The organism is Pseudomonas sp. FW306-02-D09B (assembly GCF_058782685.1).
In genome coordinates, this window is sequence record NZ_JBYSXY010000012.1 from 194,208 (window position 1) to 209,456 (window position 15,249).

Genomic DNA, 15,249 nt, shown 5'->3' on the forward strand with positions numbered 1-15,249 from the left:
TTGGGGAAAAAATAATAAAAAATTATCGGATAGCTGATGCAAAATTTTCTTCGGAAATTCGCAAAAACTCTCTCAGATATACGGTTAAGTCTTGAACAGTAATATACTTAGCACAAGTTCCTCTGGCCTGCGACACAACCCTAGGCAAACAGCTCTCAATCCAATATTTCAAAAAAATGTTGGAGCTTATAGACGGCGGTAGACGCACTCTAAAAACACAATCAGATACTAAGTACTCACCCTCTTCGACAGTAACGGCTCGCCCAACAACCCTACTACCTACGCGGCTAATTAAAATATCACCCTTGGTAGCTATCAAAAGTTTCTTGCCTATAATCATAGTCGACTTTAAAGGAATAGGGGCAACGCCAATCGCACTGTTAGAAAAGCCGCTTGTATGATAGAAAGGCAAACCTAGTGATCTACATTCCTTGCCCGAAAGTTGTCCTCTTTTTATCGAGAAGCCATCTGAGTCCGAATAGGGTTGGCATCCAGAATTTAACTGTTTCAAACCAAGGTTAAAGTCGGACTGCTGTTTTGCTACCGATGCTCCAGAAGTATCTATAAAAGTGAAGCTTTTATCTGACTCACCCTTTTTCAGTATAACTATGTAAGTTTTAGCCTCGGTTCCTTTGAATGCACCGCTGCCAATTTCGGCTACAGCAACCACACTACAAAACTTTAATAATCTAGAACGAAATTTTGTAAAAGCAGCCGAACAAACAATCAACTCTGGAAGAATGAAAGCCACACAGGCTGAGTCAGCCATCAATCTCAAATACTGCAAAACGAAGAGTACTTCGCTTCTGATGCGTAAACCGCTGAACACATCACGCAGCCCAAACGCTTCTAGGATGGAAATATCATAATCAGAAACTTTCCTCCATGAAAAAGGAGGATTGCTAACAGCAAAATCGAAACTAGAAAACTTGCCCAGAAATATACTTTCGAAGGACTCGGAAAGGACATCAATATTATAATGCTTTCCTTTAAAGCTTGATTTCAATTTTGACACGTTTAGCGGATCAAGTTCGCATGTGGTTATTTTTATTTTTGGCCACTTCCGGATTATAGGAAGCAAAAGAGCCCCTTCGCCTGCACTAAGCTCTATACATTGCCGTGGCGTCATAGGAGGTAACATTGAGGCCAATCTTTCCCCAATCCCCTCTTCAGTGTAATATTGCTCCAATGACACCAAAAAAACCTCATAAATTGACGCTACAAAATACCAAAAAATAGCGGCCCTGTAAAGGAAACAGGTAATGAAAAGTACGCAAGAAGAGTTGGACTTTAAAGAGCTTGAGTCTCATGAGTTCGAAGAAAGAGCAGACTATCTCCCTGATAGCTATATTAAGGACAAGACAGCCAAGGGGCAGTATTTTGATGAAATACAAAAAAAATTATTCCAAGTAGGTGCGAAGCTGCTTATTGGCCCACGGGGCACAGGTAAAACTCACCACATGAGACTTGCCTACATTAGTTGCAAAGAAGACAAAGCTAAGCCTTTGCCCATATATGTCTCTTTCAATCATTATCTTCGCTTAGAAACTTATCTTAATGAAACATCCAACGCGATTGGTGTATTTCACGCTTGGGTGCTTAGCAAAATACTTCTGGATTGTCTAAAAACCTATAACATAACTCCAGAGCAGACCGAGCTAGAACCTAAAAACCTTCAGGATTTTATCGAGGCGGTTGAAAAACAGCAATATAACTCAACTCATGACGCTATTGTACAAATCATCTCAGTAGAAAAAACTCAAGGCTATATAGAAGATGCCATTCAAGTAGCCGGAAGAAAGCGTGCAGTTTTATTGCTAGATGATGCGGCACTTACGCTGACGCCGGAATACATGGTTGAGTTTTTTGAAATTTTCAGAAGTTTAAAAACAGCCCATATTTCGCCGAAGGCTTCTGTTTATCCGGGAACGACTCAGTACGGCCCACGCTTTCACCTAGGTCATGACGCTGAGCCTATACACGTTTGGCTCAATGTTGAGAATCCCAAATATATTGAGTTCATGAGTTCGTTAACTGAAAACAGATTTGAATCCGATATAACTATTCCTCAAGAAATCCTTACGCTATTTAAGTATGCGGCATTTGGCATTCCAAGAGCCTATATTATGATGGTGAGGGAGTATCAACAATTAAAAACAACTAGTACGCAGTCGAAGTTTAATAAAGTAATTTCTGACAGAAAAAAATACATGTTGGCAGAGTATTTGTCTATTGGCGATAAGCTCAAACAATATCAGGGCATGATCGGGTTGGGGAGTGAGTTTTTAAATAACACGGTTGCCAACTTAAAGAAATTCAATCATGAGCGAATCGATAGGGATGAAAACACTTTCGAAAAGGTTATCGCCGTCGGCGTAACCGGTATCCCACCGAAAGCGGAGAGGATGATTAGGTTTCTAATTGAAGCCGGTTTGCTCTACGAAACTGACGATATTTCACATGGTCCAGGAAGAAAATTAAGGCGTTTCATCCCACATATTGTTCTTTTACTTGAAGGCAGAGTGCTCACTAAAAGCAGAGGGTTTAAATCGTCTGAGCTGCTAGAGATACTGAAAAGGAAATCCGCAAAGCATCCGTCGAGGCCGTCGTTTGAGGCAATCATAGCTAAAGACAAATTATCTATGCTAAACCTCAATCTCCCACCTTGTCATAACTGTCAAGCGGAACGCATGACTGAAAAGCAGAAGTTCTGCCATGAGTGCGGTAAGCCTTTAATCGATCACTCGACATTTAAAGAATGCATGGCAAAACCACTTAATGAACTTCCGTTGACGAAATTTCAAATTAAAGCGATTGACACATTTACTAGCTTCAAAACCGTCGAGGATGTTATTCGGAGTCAAGATCCCGCTAATGAGCTTCAAAAAGCACACAGGGTCAAAGCTGCTAGGGCGGAAGATATATATAGAAGAATTAATCAATGGGTTAATGAGTTTCTAGTATGAAAGCCAAGCAAACGCCATACAAGAGCCTCGTGTCTGGTCCAAGGACCTCATCCAAATTTGACTCAACGATTTATTTTAGAGACGTCGAGCTAATAGACTCATCGCCGATTGAACGCTTTATTAGTCAACGTGAAATTTTAACAAAAATTCTTGGCAAAGAAGATGACTCTGAAGAATGGAGAATCAAAGCAAACCTTGCGATTATTGGAATTGTATCAGGCGTTGAATCATATTTCCGAGCGATAATTAGACGAGTTCTCATATCTGATGAGGACTCTAGAGCACACAGCTACAGAAATAAGGTCTCTTACGGGGCTGTTCTTTTCCATCTCTCTCATTTGTTGCCAGAGGCGTTACTTGAAGACAGCACATTCGTGAGTAAAGAAACAATATTAAAAAATGTAAAAAACTTTCTAGGACTACCAATTAATCCTCAGCAGGTTCCTGCTCTGGATACTGCTCTTGATGAGTTTGAAAAAGTTTGTCATCTCAGGCACTGCATAGCTCATCGCTCAGGACTTTTAGGTTCAAAAAACGCCATCGAGTTAGGGCTTGATAAGTTTTCTATTTATTTAGAGAAGCCCATATCGCCAACGCTCGATTCAGTAAATAACGTATTTAATATCTGCCAGAATTTAGTTCTCGAATTCAATGATCAGATATTTGATTGTATTGTTACGCGTTCGATTCCGAAAGGAATCTGGACTGGTGACCTGAGGAAAGATAAAAAAATCTATTCAGCTCTTTTCGCGACTTTTTCACCTACACCTAACGATATGGATGAGTTAAGAAGGTCTTATCGAAGTTTTACTAACCACTTCGGAATCTAAAGTTTGTCGATGTGGCTCAGGCTTTAAGTGTTTCTTTGCGTGTCCGTAAAGTACCTTATGAATATAGTCGTAAATAGGTTGGAAGGGTAAAGAAATGATATTAGTTTCTGGCTTGAAGTCATGTATTTTCGGATCTGTTTTGAAGTTATTGTGTAGATCAGCTATCTTGTATATTAACTAGATTATTTGGGAGGCATGCATGGAAAGCATGAGTTGGGACAAACTGCTGAATAACACTCGTCTTGGAGGTCGGCCTCCTAAATCTGAGTTAGGCCGTTCGCCTTTTCACTCAGACCATGACAAGGTGATTTTTTCTGGTGCTTTCAGACGCCTTGCAAGAAAGACTCAGGTACATCCGCTCGCCACTAATGACCATGTTCATAATCGTCTCACGCATAGCTTAGAAGTTGCTTGTGTTGGACGCACACTAGGTGTGAGAGTAGGTCAAGAGCTTCTGAATGAAAGGCTTATCCCTGTACAACATTCGGCTTCTGATATTGGTGATATTGTCCAAACTGCTTGTCTTGCTCATGACATTGGCAACCCTCCCTTTGGACACACAGGTGAAGAGGCTATACGACACTGGTTCTCCAATGATGTCGGGGCAAAGATAATTGAGCAGCTTCCATTCAATGAAGCTGCTGACTTGCGTAGGTTTGAAGGTAATGCCCAAGGGTTTAGGGTTTTAACTACCTCAGAGTATCATCCCTATGAAGGGGGGATGCGTCTGACATACGCTTCATTGGGTGCATTCATCAAATATCCGTGGTTGGCCGCAGACGCGATGAATGACCTGCGGCCTGTAAAGAACAAATATGGGGTCTACTGTTCTGAGCTAGACCTCTTTAACGAGGTGGCAGATGCTACCGGCCTACTTGAACTTGGTGATGGCTGGCGTTGCCGTCATCCCCTTGCGAACCTGATGGAAATCTCTGATGACTTTTGTTATGCCATTCTGGATCTTGAGGATGGTGTAGAAATGGGCATTTTGGAGTGGGATAAGGTTTTTGAGATCCTGTGTCTTGTCCTTGATGATAAGCAGAAAAAACAGCTCATGAAAGACATGCAAGGCATGAAGGTAGGTCGTCGGCTCTCTTTGGTACGCGGGAAGGTCATTTCAGCTTTTGTAGATGCTGGTGCTGCTGCGTTTATGGCTAACCATGACGAAATCATGAGTGGGAAGGCATTAGGTATCCTAGACCGTTGCGACAGGAACGTCAGGGAATGTGTTGCTGCTGCTAAAGCTCTTGCTCGGGATGAAATCTTTCAGCATCCCCGTAAGGTTGAGCTAGAGATTGGAGCCTACAGCACCATTTCTACCTTGTTGAATGTAAGCTGTACTGCCGCCTTGAATTACGTCAGAAGCGGCGGAGTAGCCGACTCTAAGACAAGGCGGGTGGTTGACCTTTTGAGTTTAGATTTAACCGCCTTGAAGGGATCTAACGGGGTTTCCAGAGAGTATGGGGCAATTATGCAGGTGCTCGATTATGTTAGTGGCATGACCGACAACTATGCGATGCATTTGGCACGTCAATTCAATGGAATGGGTATAGAGCGATAGAGCTGAGAGGCGATTCGCTTCATCGAGATTATGCAGAACGACATAATGGTTGTGACGCAACCGGTATGCTAAGGAATGGGGTTATGGAAAACAACGCTGAAAACTGTGAAATGATTGACCTCACAAAGTTGAACTACAAAAAGAATCAACATTACGTGTCTAGATTTTATTTGGAACAGTGGCTAGTCAATAAACGTTTTTTTGTGAAAAGATCGGAGTTCGATAGCTTTAAAGTCTTTGACAAACAAACGGCGAAGGAGGTGGGTACAGAAAGATACTTCTATGGCATTGAGATTGATGATGATGTCCTTGACACGCTTAAATATATGTTCGGTGAGCAGTCTCTAAGTAGTGAGGTTCTTGAGAAGCACTTACAGAATTTGACTCTGCTGAAGCTAATGGATGATGTGATAAATAAAGAAATTGGCATCGTTAATCGCGATGAGGCTTTACTTGAAAACGTAAAATCTGCCTTCAAGCATATGACTCTTCATCATCTTGAAGATAATTATGAAAGAATTGAGACTGCAATAGCGGCCGAAATTCAAAAATTTGCTAATTCAGATTTTGATGAGTCTTGGTATAAACCGACTCGCAAAACCGCCACGTTTATCTTTGTGCTATTTGGGACGCAGTTATTTAGAACAAAAGAGAAGATGAATGAGCTTCGGAGCCTTATCCCGAAAATTCATATTGATCGCAATGGCCTCAAGAAAACTTTAACCGAAGAGCAAAAAGACTCTGTGTTGAAGGTTATGGCTTTCTTCCATGCACTAGAATTTTCAGCTTCGCTTGAGAAATCCGGTTGCACATTGACAATCACAAGAAACCATACGGACTTGGGTTATCTGACATCTGATTCCCCTTCTCTCATGCATATGAACCCTCCGCCAGAACTTGATTTATTGGCCTACGGTGCTATTCCTCTCTCGCCTAGGGTTATGGCTCATATCCATTTTCCAAAAGTGAAAGGGAACACAAATGTTTTGACAGTTCGTGACGTTTACGATGTTGATCAGATTCTCCTTGCTAACAAGGTAATCATCAGTAACCCTCATAGCCAACTCTATGCTAGTAAGCTGGCTGACTTTGTTAGGTCAGGCGTCGATATTGGTGATTACGTCGAGCCCGCTGAAAAGGCTGGCAGGAGCAATTAGAGTCGATAATTTAGCCACTTCGAACGTTGGTTTGTTAAGGAGTTGCATTGTGAGCGTCCAAAGTCTTATGGACAGGAGTAGAGTTCTTCATGAGGCTCTCGAACAAATTGGTTGGTCCGATGCTGATGCGGTGGTTCAGCGTGTACAACGTCTTGATATTGGGTTGCCAGCGGAAGATGAATTTGCTGTTATTTGTAGCTGGCTTGGAAAGTGCTCGCTGATTCACAAGCTTGACCAGCAACAAACTCCAAAGTCGTCACGTGAAAATTATCAAGTCCCTGATTTACTTGCGGTTTTCGATACGGGACATAATCAGTACAAGGTCTTGATAGAAGTCAAAACTAAAAATGAAAGATATCTCACTATACGTGCTAAGGATAGGGATAAACTTATAAAGTATGGTGAGCTGCTTGGGATGCCTGTATTATTTGCTTGGAAATATCATGAGGTGTGGATGCTTTTTGATATTTCACTGTTTAAGCTCTTAAATAAGAATTACCGCGTTTTCTGGTTTGAGGCTCTTTCCAATAGTTTGATGAGTATTCTAGCCGGTGACGTAGGGTTTCAGCTTGGTGATGGTGTGGGCTTACATCTGACCTTGAGTAAGGAAAAGCTTCATCGTGAAGACGGGGATACCCAAACATGGAATACCCGCATTAAGGAAATCTACTTTCAGAATTACTTGGGTGAGAAGATTTACCACATGACTTCCTCAACCTTAGCAATCATCGGTTGCTGCGAGCTAGAGGACTCTTGCATAGTAGATGATGAATCTATCAAGCAAACTTTCTTGGTGCGTTCCGGGATGGGTTATTACGCACACAAATCGCTAGCTTCTTTGCTGAAATTTCGAGGCCCGTCAGCTCAAGATAGTATTCACTGGCGTTCTTTGCTAGTGGATGAAACGCCGTTATATTCATCGGCCAATTTCCAGAAAGCATTGGATGAAGCTCTACATCAAAAGATCGTAAGATTGATAATTATCCAGCATCCAATAATCTATCCATCGTTCATTCAAGAAAACGATAGATCCCCTCATGCTAGTCAGCTACCTACCTAGGCCTGACGTCTAATCACGTAGATGTTAGTGTTTCCAAGGAGTACGGGACCATCATGCTGGTTCTGGATTACGTGAGCGGTATGACAGATAGCTATGCCATGCACTTGGCTTGACAGTTTAGTGGTATGGGCGGGGAGCGAATCTAGGTGGCTTGCCTCGCTGGGTCGGTGGTAAAGTGACGGTCTAGCAAAAGCCTCTTTATTCTTTTTTTGAAATCTAAGTCTTCTTAATATTGCCAAATAGTTGCACTTATAACTTTCTGGCTGTTGCTTTTCAAAAAATGTCATTTTTGGCTGCAAGGCCTAAGTACAGTTCGCTCTGATAGCAACCGAACTTGTGTTTTTTGTAACCCAGCGAATCGGCATGGCGCGCGGTCCACGGGTATTTCAGATAAGTGCCCAGCGTTGCGTAAGTCAGCCGTGTACCGCCGTCAAACTGGTGGTATTCCAGTTGGGTCAGAACCCGGAAGCCTTGGGCATTGCCTTCGAAGTTGAGGAAATCGTTGCGTTCGACTTCGCTCATGGCGTCCAGCCAGCCTTTGCCCGCGGCTTGCTGGAACCAGTAGCGGATGGCGTCTTCACCCGAGTGGCCAAAAGGTGGGTTGCCAATGTCGTGGGCCAGGCACGCTGACTGCACCACCATGCCCAGATCGCTAGGCTCGCACCAGTCGGGCAGGGCGCTGCGGATGGTTTCACCGACGCGCATGCCCAATGAGCGCCCCACGCAACTGACTTCCAGTGAATGGGTCAGGCGCGTGTGGATATGGTCATTGCTGGACACCGGGTGAACCTGGGTCTTGCGCCCAAGACGGCGGAAGGCACCGGAGAAAATGACCCGGTCGTGGTCTTTATGGAAAGGGCTGCGACCGAGCTCTTCCGGGCTGTGTAGCGGTTTTCCGAGGCGTTCACGATTAAGCAGGGTATGCCAATCCAAGGCAGGTTCTCCGTCAGGTGACTGATTGGGGGCTGTGGGTCTACGGGTCTTTGCGCGAGGAGCCTTGCAGCACCAGCTTGATCAGCGGCAACAGGCTGGTGCCGAGCTGGACTAACCGAGTGACGCTGCTGATGGCACCGCCCTTGGCACCCTTGGCGGTGAGAAAGCCCAGCAAGGTTACGGCGGCGATGCCCCAGAGTGGCGCGTGCTTGATGCCCAGACCCTCCTGAAAACTGTGCGTCATTCCCCGTACGCGTTGCAAGGGCTCCAGCATCTGCCGGGACTCGTGGCGCATTTCCTGGCGATGCATTTCCATGCGCAAGCGTATCAATGCCTTGCGCATCTCTTGTCGGGAACTGTTTTTGGGGATTTCAGGCAGGTTCATGGCAGCAAGCGCTCCCTGTCGTTCGCCAGCTCTTGAAGGGTGGCATTGAAAGGTGATGTTTCATCGAAGATCGCCGCTTTCAAGCGCATGCCACAAAAGAGTGCCGCGAGCGCATAGAAAACGCACAGGCCGATGATCCCTGCCAGGCGATAAGTGTCCCACAGCAGAATCAACACCAGCGCCGAAAGCCCGATCAACAGCAATAAGGCGAAAACCAGTGCCAGCCCTGCGAACAGCAACAGGCTTACGGTGCGGGCTTTTTGCTCCTGCAATTCGATGCCGAACAACTCTACATGGCTGTGCAGCAACCCGAGAAAAGCGGCACCCAAGCGTCGCGATGAAGACCCCGTACCTGTTTCGGACGAGCCGGATTCATCGATAGCCATATCAGCGCCGCGTCGTCAGCAGGCCAATCAAAAAGCCTACGCCGGCCGCGATGCCAACCGCTTGCCAAGGGTTGGCCTGAACATAGTCTTCGGTGGCGGTGACAGCTTCCTGGCCGCGTTGGCGCAAGGAATCTTCGGTCAGTTTCAGGGTTTCGCGAGCCCGCTGCAGGCTTTCGTGAATCTGGCTACGCAACTCATCGGCTTGATCACCGGCCAGTGTCGCAGTGTGTTCCAGCAACCGTTCGGTGTCGCTGACCAATGTTTGAAAATCTTCCCTGAGGATTTCTTGAGCAGTCTTTTCCGTTTTTCTGGCCATGATGATCTCCATTATTGGTGTGTGAAATGTTCGAGTATGAGCCTTGTTCGAAGGTTCAGTGCCAGGGGCTGTTCTCAAATAGATTCCCCCACCGCGTTGAGACCCCCCTAATGCCTGGTACAGCTTTTGCTATGTCGTGGTGCGTCAGCCAGTGCTGTTGTACTGAAACTGGGCGTGCTTCGCGAAAACCTTAACCTAAATAATAGAAACTCGCGCAAACACCCGAGCAACGATCGACCTCAATGAGTTTTTTGCGCCAAAACGGTTCGCCGGAATAAGGGTGGATACCAAGCCTGGTGTCAACTTGGTGCGCAAATTGTCTCAGTGAACCGCTTTGGTGCTTTTGCGACTTTAAGGTCTGCCAACTCCATGGAAAATTTGCAAAGTGCTGTGGACAGCCTGGTCCATAGCTCCAATACGCTGTTCATTCTGATCGGTGCTGTCATGGTTCTGGCCATGCACGCCGGTTTCGCTTTTCTGGAAGTCGGCACGGTTCGGCAAAAAAACCAGGTCAACGCGTTATCGAAGATCCTCAGTGACTTTGCCATTTCAACGCTGGCTTACTTCTTTATAGGCTACTGGATTTCCTACGGTGTCACTTTCATGCAACCGGCCGCGGTAATCAGTGCTGATCACGGCTATGGGCTGGTGAAGTTTTTCTTCCTGCTGACCTTTGCTGCGGCCATTCCGGCCATCATTTCCGGGGGGATTGCCGAGCGCGCCCGATTTGTTCCGCAGTTGTGTGCGACGGCGTTGATCGTGGCGTTCATTTATCCGTTTTTTGAAGGTGTGGTCTGGAACGGAAACTTCGGCCTGCAAGCCTGGCTGTTAGCTCGCTTTGGTGCCAGCTTCCATGATTTTGCCGGTTCCGTGGTAGTGCATGCCATGGGGGGTTGGCTGGCGTTGGCGGCGGTATTGCTGCTCGGTCCGCGCAATGGTCGGTATCGCGACGGGCGCCTGGTGGCGTTTGCGCCGTCGAGTATTCCGTTTCTGGCATTGGGTTCGTGGATTCTCATCGTCGGCTGGTTTGGCTTTAACGTGATGAGCGCGCAAACCCTGCAAGGCGTCAGCGGTCTGGTGGCCGTCAACTCGTTGATGGCGATGGTCGGCGGCACGGTAGCCGCGTTGATTGTCGGTCGTAACGATCCAGGGTTCCTGCACAACGGTCCATTGGCCGGGCTGGTGGCAATTTGCGCCGGCTCCGACCTGATGCATCCGGTTGGCGCACTGGTGACCGGAGCCATTGCCGGCGCCTTGTTTGTCTGGTGTTTCATTGCGGCGCAAAGCCAATGGAAGATCGACGATGTGCTCGGCGTTTGGCCGTTGCATGGTCTTTGTGGTGTTTGGGGCGGGATTGCCTGCGGGATTTTTGGTCAGAGTGCCTTGGGCGGGCTCGGTGGCGTCAGCCTGATCAGCCAGTTGATAGGCACTGCACTCGGGGTGACCGTGGCACTGATCGGAGGCTTTGCGGTGTATGGCACGATCAAGCTGTTGCACGGGCTGCGCCTGAGCCAGGAAGAGGAGTATTACGGGGCGGATCTGTCGATCCACAAGATCGGTGCAGTCAGCCAGGATTGATTGTCTTCAGCTAATTGGCCGGGCTCGCGCAGGATATTTTCCAGTTCTGCGCGAGCAACGCGGCCACGCCTCATTACCCCGCCAACAGCCGTGCTTCACAGGCCTCGATGGCAGACAAGGTGCCTGACATCAACACCCGATCGCCTGCCAGCAATCGGGTGACGCCCTCAACTGCCAAATCAGCGCCATTGCGCTGAATGGCTTGAACGTCCACCCCCAATGCTTCAAGTGCCAGCTCATTCAAGGGCCGGCCGCATGCATGGGCATCCATTGTCAGGTTGACGGCATACATCAATACTTTCGGCTGCCCACGACTGTCCAACAGGTTGCTTTGCGCTCCGTGATAGAAACCGTGCAGCAGGCGATAGCGCCCATGTCGCACTTCGTCGACGCGCTCCTGGACCTGCGGATGGGGCAAACCCAGCATGAGCAACGCGTGGGAAGCGAGCATCAGACTCGATTCCAGCAGTTCCGGGACAACCTCATTGGCTCCGGCCGCCTTCAGTTCGGCCAACTGACTGTCGTCACGGGTTCGAACCAGTATCGGGACCTGAGCGTTTAGCTGCCGTGCTGCCTTGAGTACGGTCATGGCTATATCGGTTTTGTCCACTGCGATCACCAACAGTCGTGCGCGTTCAAGACCTACGGCACCCAGTAGTTCCACGCGACGGGAATCGCCATAGTGCACGCAGCTTTCACCCGCTGCGGCTTGATGAACGCGAACCGGGTCATCGTCCAGCGCAACGAAAGGCTGACCTTCGCGACGCAGAAAACGCCCTATCGACTGACCCACCCGACCGTAGCCGCAAATCACTACATGCCCGTGCAGCTCGGCGTTCAATGCCGCGACCTGATCGAGTTGCGCTTCCTTATCGGGTTTGCGATGCAAGCGTGCGGCAATGCCCGGTGCTGCGCGCAGCAACAGTGGTGTCAGCAGCATCGAGCAAAACGTCGCGGCCAGTAACAGACCGCTGAGTTCGGCCGGTATCAGTTTGTTCTGTTGCATCTGTGCCATCAGCGCAAAGCAGAATTCACCGCCTTGCGCCAATGCCAGGCCGCTGCGCCAGGCGGTTTCGCCGTCGCTGCCGCGCCATTTGACCAGTGCCGCGACCACGGCGCCCTTGATCAGCAGCAACCCCAATGTCAGGCCGAGAATCAACAGGCCATGGCTGGCGAACAGCTGCAGATCGATCAGCATGCCGATACTGACGAAAAACAGCCCGAGCAGAATGTCGCGGAATGGGCGAATATCGGCTTCGATCTGATGCCGGTAATGGCTTTCGCCCAGCAACATGCCGGCAAGGAAGGCACCGAGGGCGGGGGAGAGTCCGAGCAGATGTGTCAGCCAGGCAGTCAGCAAGACGATGACCAGGGCCAGCAGGACGAACAGCTCGGCGGAGCGCGAGGTGGCGACTTCGTGGAACAGTCGTGGCAGTAACCAGCGACTGGTCAGCAACAGGCCGACAAACAACAGCACGGTTTTGCCCAGTGTTATCGGCAGCGCCCAGTACCAGCTTTGATCACTGCTACCGGCGAACACCGGGACCAGCGTCAGTAACAACACCGCAACTACATCCTGAAACAACAGCACGCCTATCGCATTCTGGCCGTGACGACTGAAGATCTCGCCGAGGCTGCTCAGCTCTTTGCTGACAATTGCCGTGGACGAAAGCCCCAGACCGGCGCCAAGCAACATGGCCGGAGGGGCGGGCATGCCGAGTAACATCAGCAAGCCGCCCAGCAGCACCCCCGAGCACAGCACTTGCAGGCTGCCGAGACCAAATACCACGCGCCGCAGCGCAAGCATTTTCGACAGGGAAAACTCCAGTCCCAGGGAGAACAGCAGAAACACCACGCCCAACTCGGCAAGGTCTGGTAGATCCTGGTTGTCATTCACCCAGCCGAATGCGCCGGGCCCAACCAGCAGTCCCACGCACAGGTAGCCCAGCACGGGAGGCAGCTGAAGACGCCGAAACAGCGCAATCACCACCAATGACGAGGCGAGGATGATCAACAAATTGGCAAACACAACACTCTCCGTTTCGGTGCCGGGACGTACCCAGCGTAGAGGCAAAAAAAGCCGCGAGCATTGCGCAGTTGGAGCCGACGTCGAATGATTTGCATCAGGGTTATACCAGATAGCTAAAATTGGCTGTCGTCACGGAGGGCGTTGCTCGACGACTTTTCATCCCGGGCCTAGAATAGTCACCCAATCCTCGTTGGTCTGTTTGTCATGACTCCTGAATGCCAGTTGTTCAGCACCCTTGGTTGCCATCTCTGTGAACTCGCAGAAGCAGAGCTGATGCCGCTGGTCGAGCATGGGCTGCTAGTGGAACTGGTCGACATTGCCGACAGTGAAGCGTTGTTTGAAGCCTACGGTTTACGCATTCCGGTGCTGCGCCGTGTTGATACAGGGGCTGAGCTTGGCTGGCCCTTCGACGCCGAACAGGTCGTGGCATTCCTGCGCTAAACCCCTTCTTGTTTTCAGCGACGGCCGTTCCGCCTGTCGCGCTCCTCAGGTAATACGTTGGCGTAACCCCGAGTATTCGTTTACTGTATGTGCATACAGTTATTTGCGTCAGAGGGAAGTGCATGGTCAATGTCGAACAATTGAAAGCCAGCGTGAATCGCATGTCGGCTGATGTGGTCCAAGAGGCAGTGCTGGAGTTGCGCCTGGATGGCCTGGTTACGGAAGGGAAAACGCCATTCAACAAATTGCACTTCAATACGTGCTTCGCTGAAATCGAAGCCTTGTTTCAGCGTGCGGGTTACCACCGTCAACTGGATGTCGTGGGTTATCAGGGGTTGTTGTATGCGCTTTATGATCCCGGCCGTTGGGAGGCTGTCGATGTATTGCGCTGGCTGAAGGAGTTTACCGAAGCGGCGGCGCAGCGAGTGTCGCTGACCGCGTGATAGTCATGAGGGAGACCCGCACGGAATCTGTCCTAGGATCGCTCGGGTCCTTGTTGGATAATGCCCACCTGCATTAGGGCCAGAGCTTTCGTATGTCCACCTCATCTTTTTCCGCCGCACAGAACCAGGCCAGCACGCTGTACCTGCCGCCTGGCGCCTGGTTGACCGTTCTCGATTGTCTGTGCGAGCACTTCAGCGCCATAGGTCGTGAACAATGGCTGGACAGGATTGCCCGTGGCCGTGTCCTGGATGGCCACGGACATGCGATTGCCGTCGATCTGCCTTACAAGGAAGGGCTGCGGATTCACTATTTTCGGGAAGTCCCCGACGAAAAGACAATCCCGGTGCTCGAGACGATTCTGTATGCCGACGAGCATCTGGTGGTCGCGGACAAACCACACTTTCTGCCGGTTACCCCGGCAGGCGAGTACGTCGAGCAGACGTTGCTGCGGCGTTTGATCCGTCGCCTGGATAACCCGCACCTGGTGCCATTGCACCGCATAGACCGACACACGGCTGGGCTGGTGCTGTTTTCGGCCAACCCCCAGAGTCGCTCGACTTATCAGTCATTGTTTCCGACTCGACAGATCGAAAAGCGCTACGAGGCAATTGCCCGCGCCTTGCCTGAGTTGTCGTTTCCACGGGTGCACAAAAGCCGTTTGGTTGATGGCGAACCCTTCTTTCGCATGCAAGAAGGTCCGGGGGCGAGCAATACCGAGACAGCGATTGAAGTCGTAGAAAAAAATGCCGATCTCTGGCGTTATGCGTTGTATCCGGTGACTGGCAAAAAGCACCAGTTAAGGGTCCACATGACGGCGTTGGGGGCGAGTATCTGCAATGACCCGTTTTATCCCGACGCATTGAAAGACGTTGAGGATGATTACGCCAATCCGTTGAAGTTGCTGGCCAAAGGGTTGCGCTTTATCGATCCGGTGACCGGGCTGGAACGAAGTTTTGAAAGCGAGATCACCCTGCAGTGGTGAGTGCCCTGCGGTGGTGATTGCACAGCTCAAACGCGGTGCTCAGTGAGTGACTTGGCCTGTGCAAGGCCTGCTTTTGCCAGAAACGATAAAGCCCGCACACTGGCGCAATGCTGTTCACTTAAGGAAGTCTGGAGGCCTGAGAAGTATCTGTGGCGAGGGAGCTTGCTCCCGCTGGACTGCG

Annotated in this window: 15 protein-coding genes and 1 pseudogene; 10 read left to right on the forward strand and 6 right to left on the reverse strand. The window is 49.4% G+C overall.

The window, feature by feature from the left end:
- Window positions 1-22 precede the first annotated feature (22 nt).
- The gene (locus tag AC3WK5_RS20360; protein ID WP_146039805.1) at window positions 23-1,195 is read right to left on the reverse strand and encodes an N-6 DNA methylase; all 1,173 of its coding nucleotides are present in this window, start codon (window positions 1,193-1,195) and stop codon (window positions 23-25) included.
- Window positions 1,196-1,262: 67 nt separating this feature from the next.
- On the opposite strand from AC3WK5_RS20360, the gene AC3WK5_RS20365 reads away from it, so the two are divergent.
- The 6 genes from AC3WK5_RS20365 to AC3WK5_RS20390 all read left to right on the forward strand — a co-directional run bounded on the left by AC3WK5_RS20365 (window position 1,263) and on the right by AC3WK5_RS20390 (window position 7,687).
- Window positions 1,263-2,966, forward strand: a complete 1,704-nt coding sequence (locus AC3WK5_RS20365; RefSeq protein WP_103315674.1) for a zinc ribbon domain-containing protein — start codon at window positions 1,263-1,265, stop codon at window positions 2,964-2,966.
- A complete protein-coding gene (locus AC3WK5_RS20370; protein ID WP_103315675.1) occupies window positions 2,963-3,796 on the forward strand; it encodes a hypothetical protein in 834 nt (277 codons plus the stop codon). Before AC3WK5_RS20365 ends, AC3WK5_RS20370 begins: the two co-directional genes overlap by 4 nt.
- Window positions 3,797-3,995: 199 nt before the next feature.
- The gene (locus AC3WK5_RS20375; RefSeq protein WP_256585148.1) at window positions 3,996-5,357 is read left to right on the forward strand and encodes a deoxyguanosinetriphosphate triphosphohydrolase; all 1,362 of its coding nucleotides are present in this window, start codon (window positions 3,996-3,998) and stop codon (window positions 5,355-5,357) included.
- Window positions 5,358-5,440: 83 nt separating this feature from the next.
- A complete protein-coding gene (locus AC3WK5_RS20380; RefSeq protein WP_158248912.1) occupies window positions 5,441-6,514 on the forward strand; it encodes a DUF4238 domain-containing protein in 1,074 nt (357 codons plus the stop codon).
- Between the two features lie 49 nt (window positions 6,515-6,563).
- Window positions 6,564-7,574, forward strand: coding sequence for a hypothetical protein (locus tag AC3WK5_RS20385; protein ID WP_256585149.1), 1,011 nt, complete (start codon window positions 6,564-6,566; stop codon window positions 7,572-7,574).
- Window positions 7,575-7,627: 53 nt separating this feature from the next.
- Window positions 7,628-7,687 carry a hypothetical protein gene (locus AC3WK5_RS20390; protein WP_119537607.1) on the forward strand — a complete coding sequence of 20 codons (60 nt, stop codon included), beginning with the start codon at window positions 7,628-7,630 and terminating at the stop codon, window positions 7,685-7,687.
- A 190-nt stretch (window positions 7,688-7,877) separates the two neighbouring features.
- Here the strand turns inward: AC3WK5_RS20390 and dgt are convergent.
- The 4 genes and pseudogenes from dgt to AC3WK5_RS20410 all read right to left on the reverse strand — a co-directional run.
- A pseudogene (gene dgt, locus AC3WK5_RS20395) lies at window positions 7,878-8,507 on the reverse strand (dGTP triphosphohydrolase); the annotation flags it as partial.
- Between the two features lie 40 nt (window positions 8,508-8,547).
- Complete coding sequence (locus AC3WK5_RS20400; protein WP_054596371.1) at window positions 8,548-8,892, reverse strand: hypothetical protein; 345 nt, start codon at window positions 8,890-8,892, stop codon at window positions 8,548-8,550.
- On the reverse strand, window positions 8,889-9,278 hold the full coding sequence (locus AC3WK5_RS20405; protein ID WP_054596372.1) for a phage holin family protein: 390 nt from the start codon (window positions 9,276-9,278) through the stop codon (window positions 8,889-8,891). Before AC3WK5_RS20405 ends, AC3WK5_RS20400 begins: the two co-directional genes overlap by 4 nt.
- Window position 9,279: 1 nt before the next feature.
- Entirely contained in the window at window positions 9,280-9,594 is a 315-nt protein-coding gene (locus tag AC3WK5_RS20410; protein WP_054596373.1) for an ElaB/YgaM/YqjD family protein, read from the reverse strand.
- Between the two features lie 369 nt (window positions 9,595-9,963).
- Between AC3WK5_RS20410 and AC3WK5_RS20415 the strand changes: the two genes are divergently transcribed.
- Window positions 9,964-11,172, forward strand: coding sequence for an ammonium transporter (locus tag AC3WK5_RS20415; RefSeq protein ID WP_103315678.1), 1,209 nt, complete (start codon window positions 9,964-9,966; stop codon window positions 11,170-11,172).
- A 73-nt stretch (window positions 11,173-11,245) separates the two neighbouring features.
- Here the strand turns inward: AC3WK5_RS20415 and AC3WK5_RS20420 are convergent, their stop codons facing one another.
- Window positions 11,246-13,201, reverse strand: a complete 1,956-nt coding sequence (locus AC3WK5_RS20420; protein WP_103315679.1) for a monovalent cation:proton antiporter family protein — start codon at window positions 13,199-13,201, stop codon at window positions 11,246-11,248.
- Window positions 13,202-13,405: 204 nt separating this feature from the next.
- Between AC3WK5_RS20420 and AC3WK5_RS20425 the strand changes: the two genes are divergently transcribed.
- The 3 genes from AC3WK5_RS20425 to AC3WK5_RS20435 all read left to right on the forward strand — a co-directional run bounded on the left by AC3WK5_RS20425 (window position 13,406) and on the right by AC3WK5_RS20435 (window position 15,068).
- Window positions 13,406-13,642 (forward strand): glutaredoxin family protein, encoded by a 237-nt coding sequence (locus tag AC3WK5_RS20425; RefSeq protein WP_054596376.1) that lies wholly within the window; start codon window positions 13,406-13,408, stop codon window positions 13,640-13,642.
- A 122-nt stretch (window positions 13,643-13,764) separates the two neighbouring features.
- Complete coding sequence (locus tag AC3WK5_RS20430) at window positions 13,765-14,085, forward strand: hypothetical protein (RefSeq protein ID WP_054596377.1); 321 nt, start codon at window positions 13,765-13,767, stop codon at window positions 14,083-14,085.
- A gap of 92 nt (window positions 14,086-14,177) precedes the next feature.
- The gene (locus tag AC3WK5_RS20435; protein ID WP_103315680.1) at window positions 14,178-15,068 is read left to right on the forward strand and encodes a pseudouridine synthase; all 891 of its coding nucleotides are present in this window, start codon (window positions 14,178-14,180) and stop codon (window positions 15,066-15,068) included.
- The last annotated feature ends 181 nt before the right edge of the window (window positions 15,069-15,249 follow it).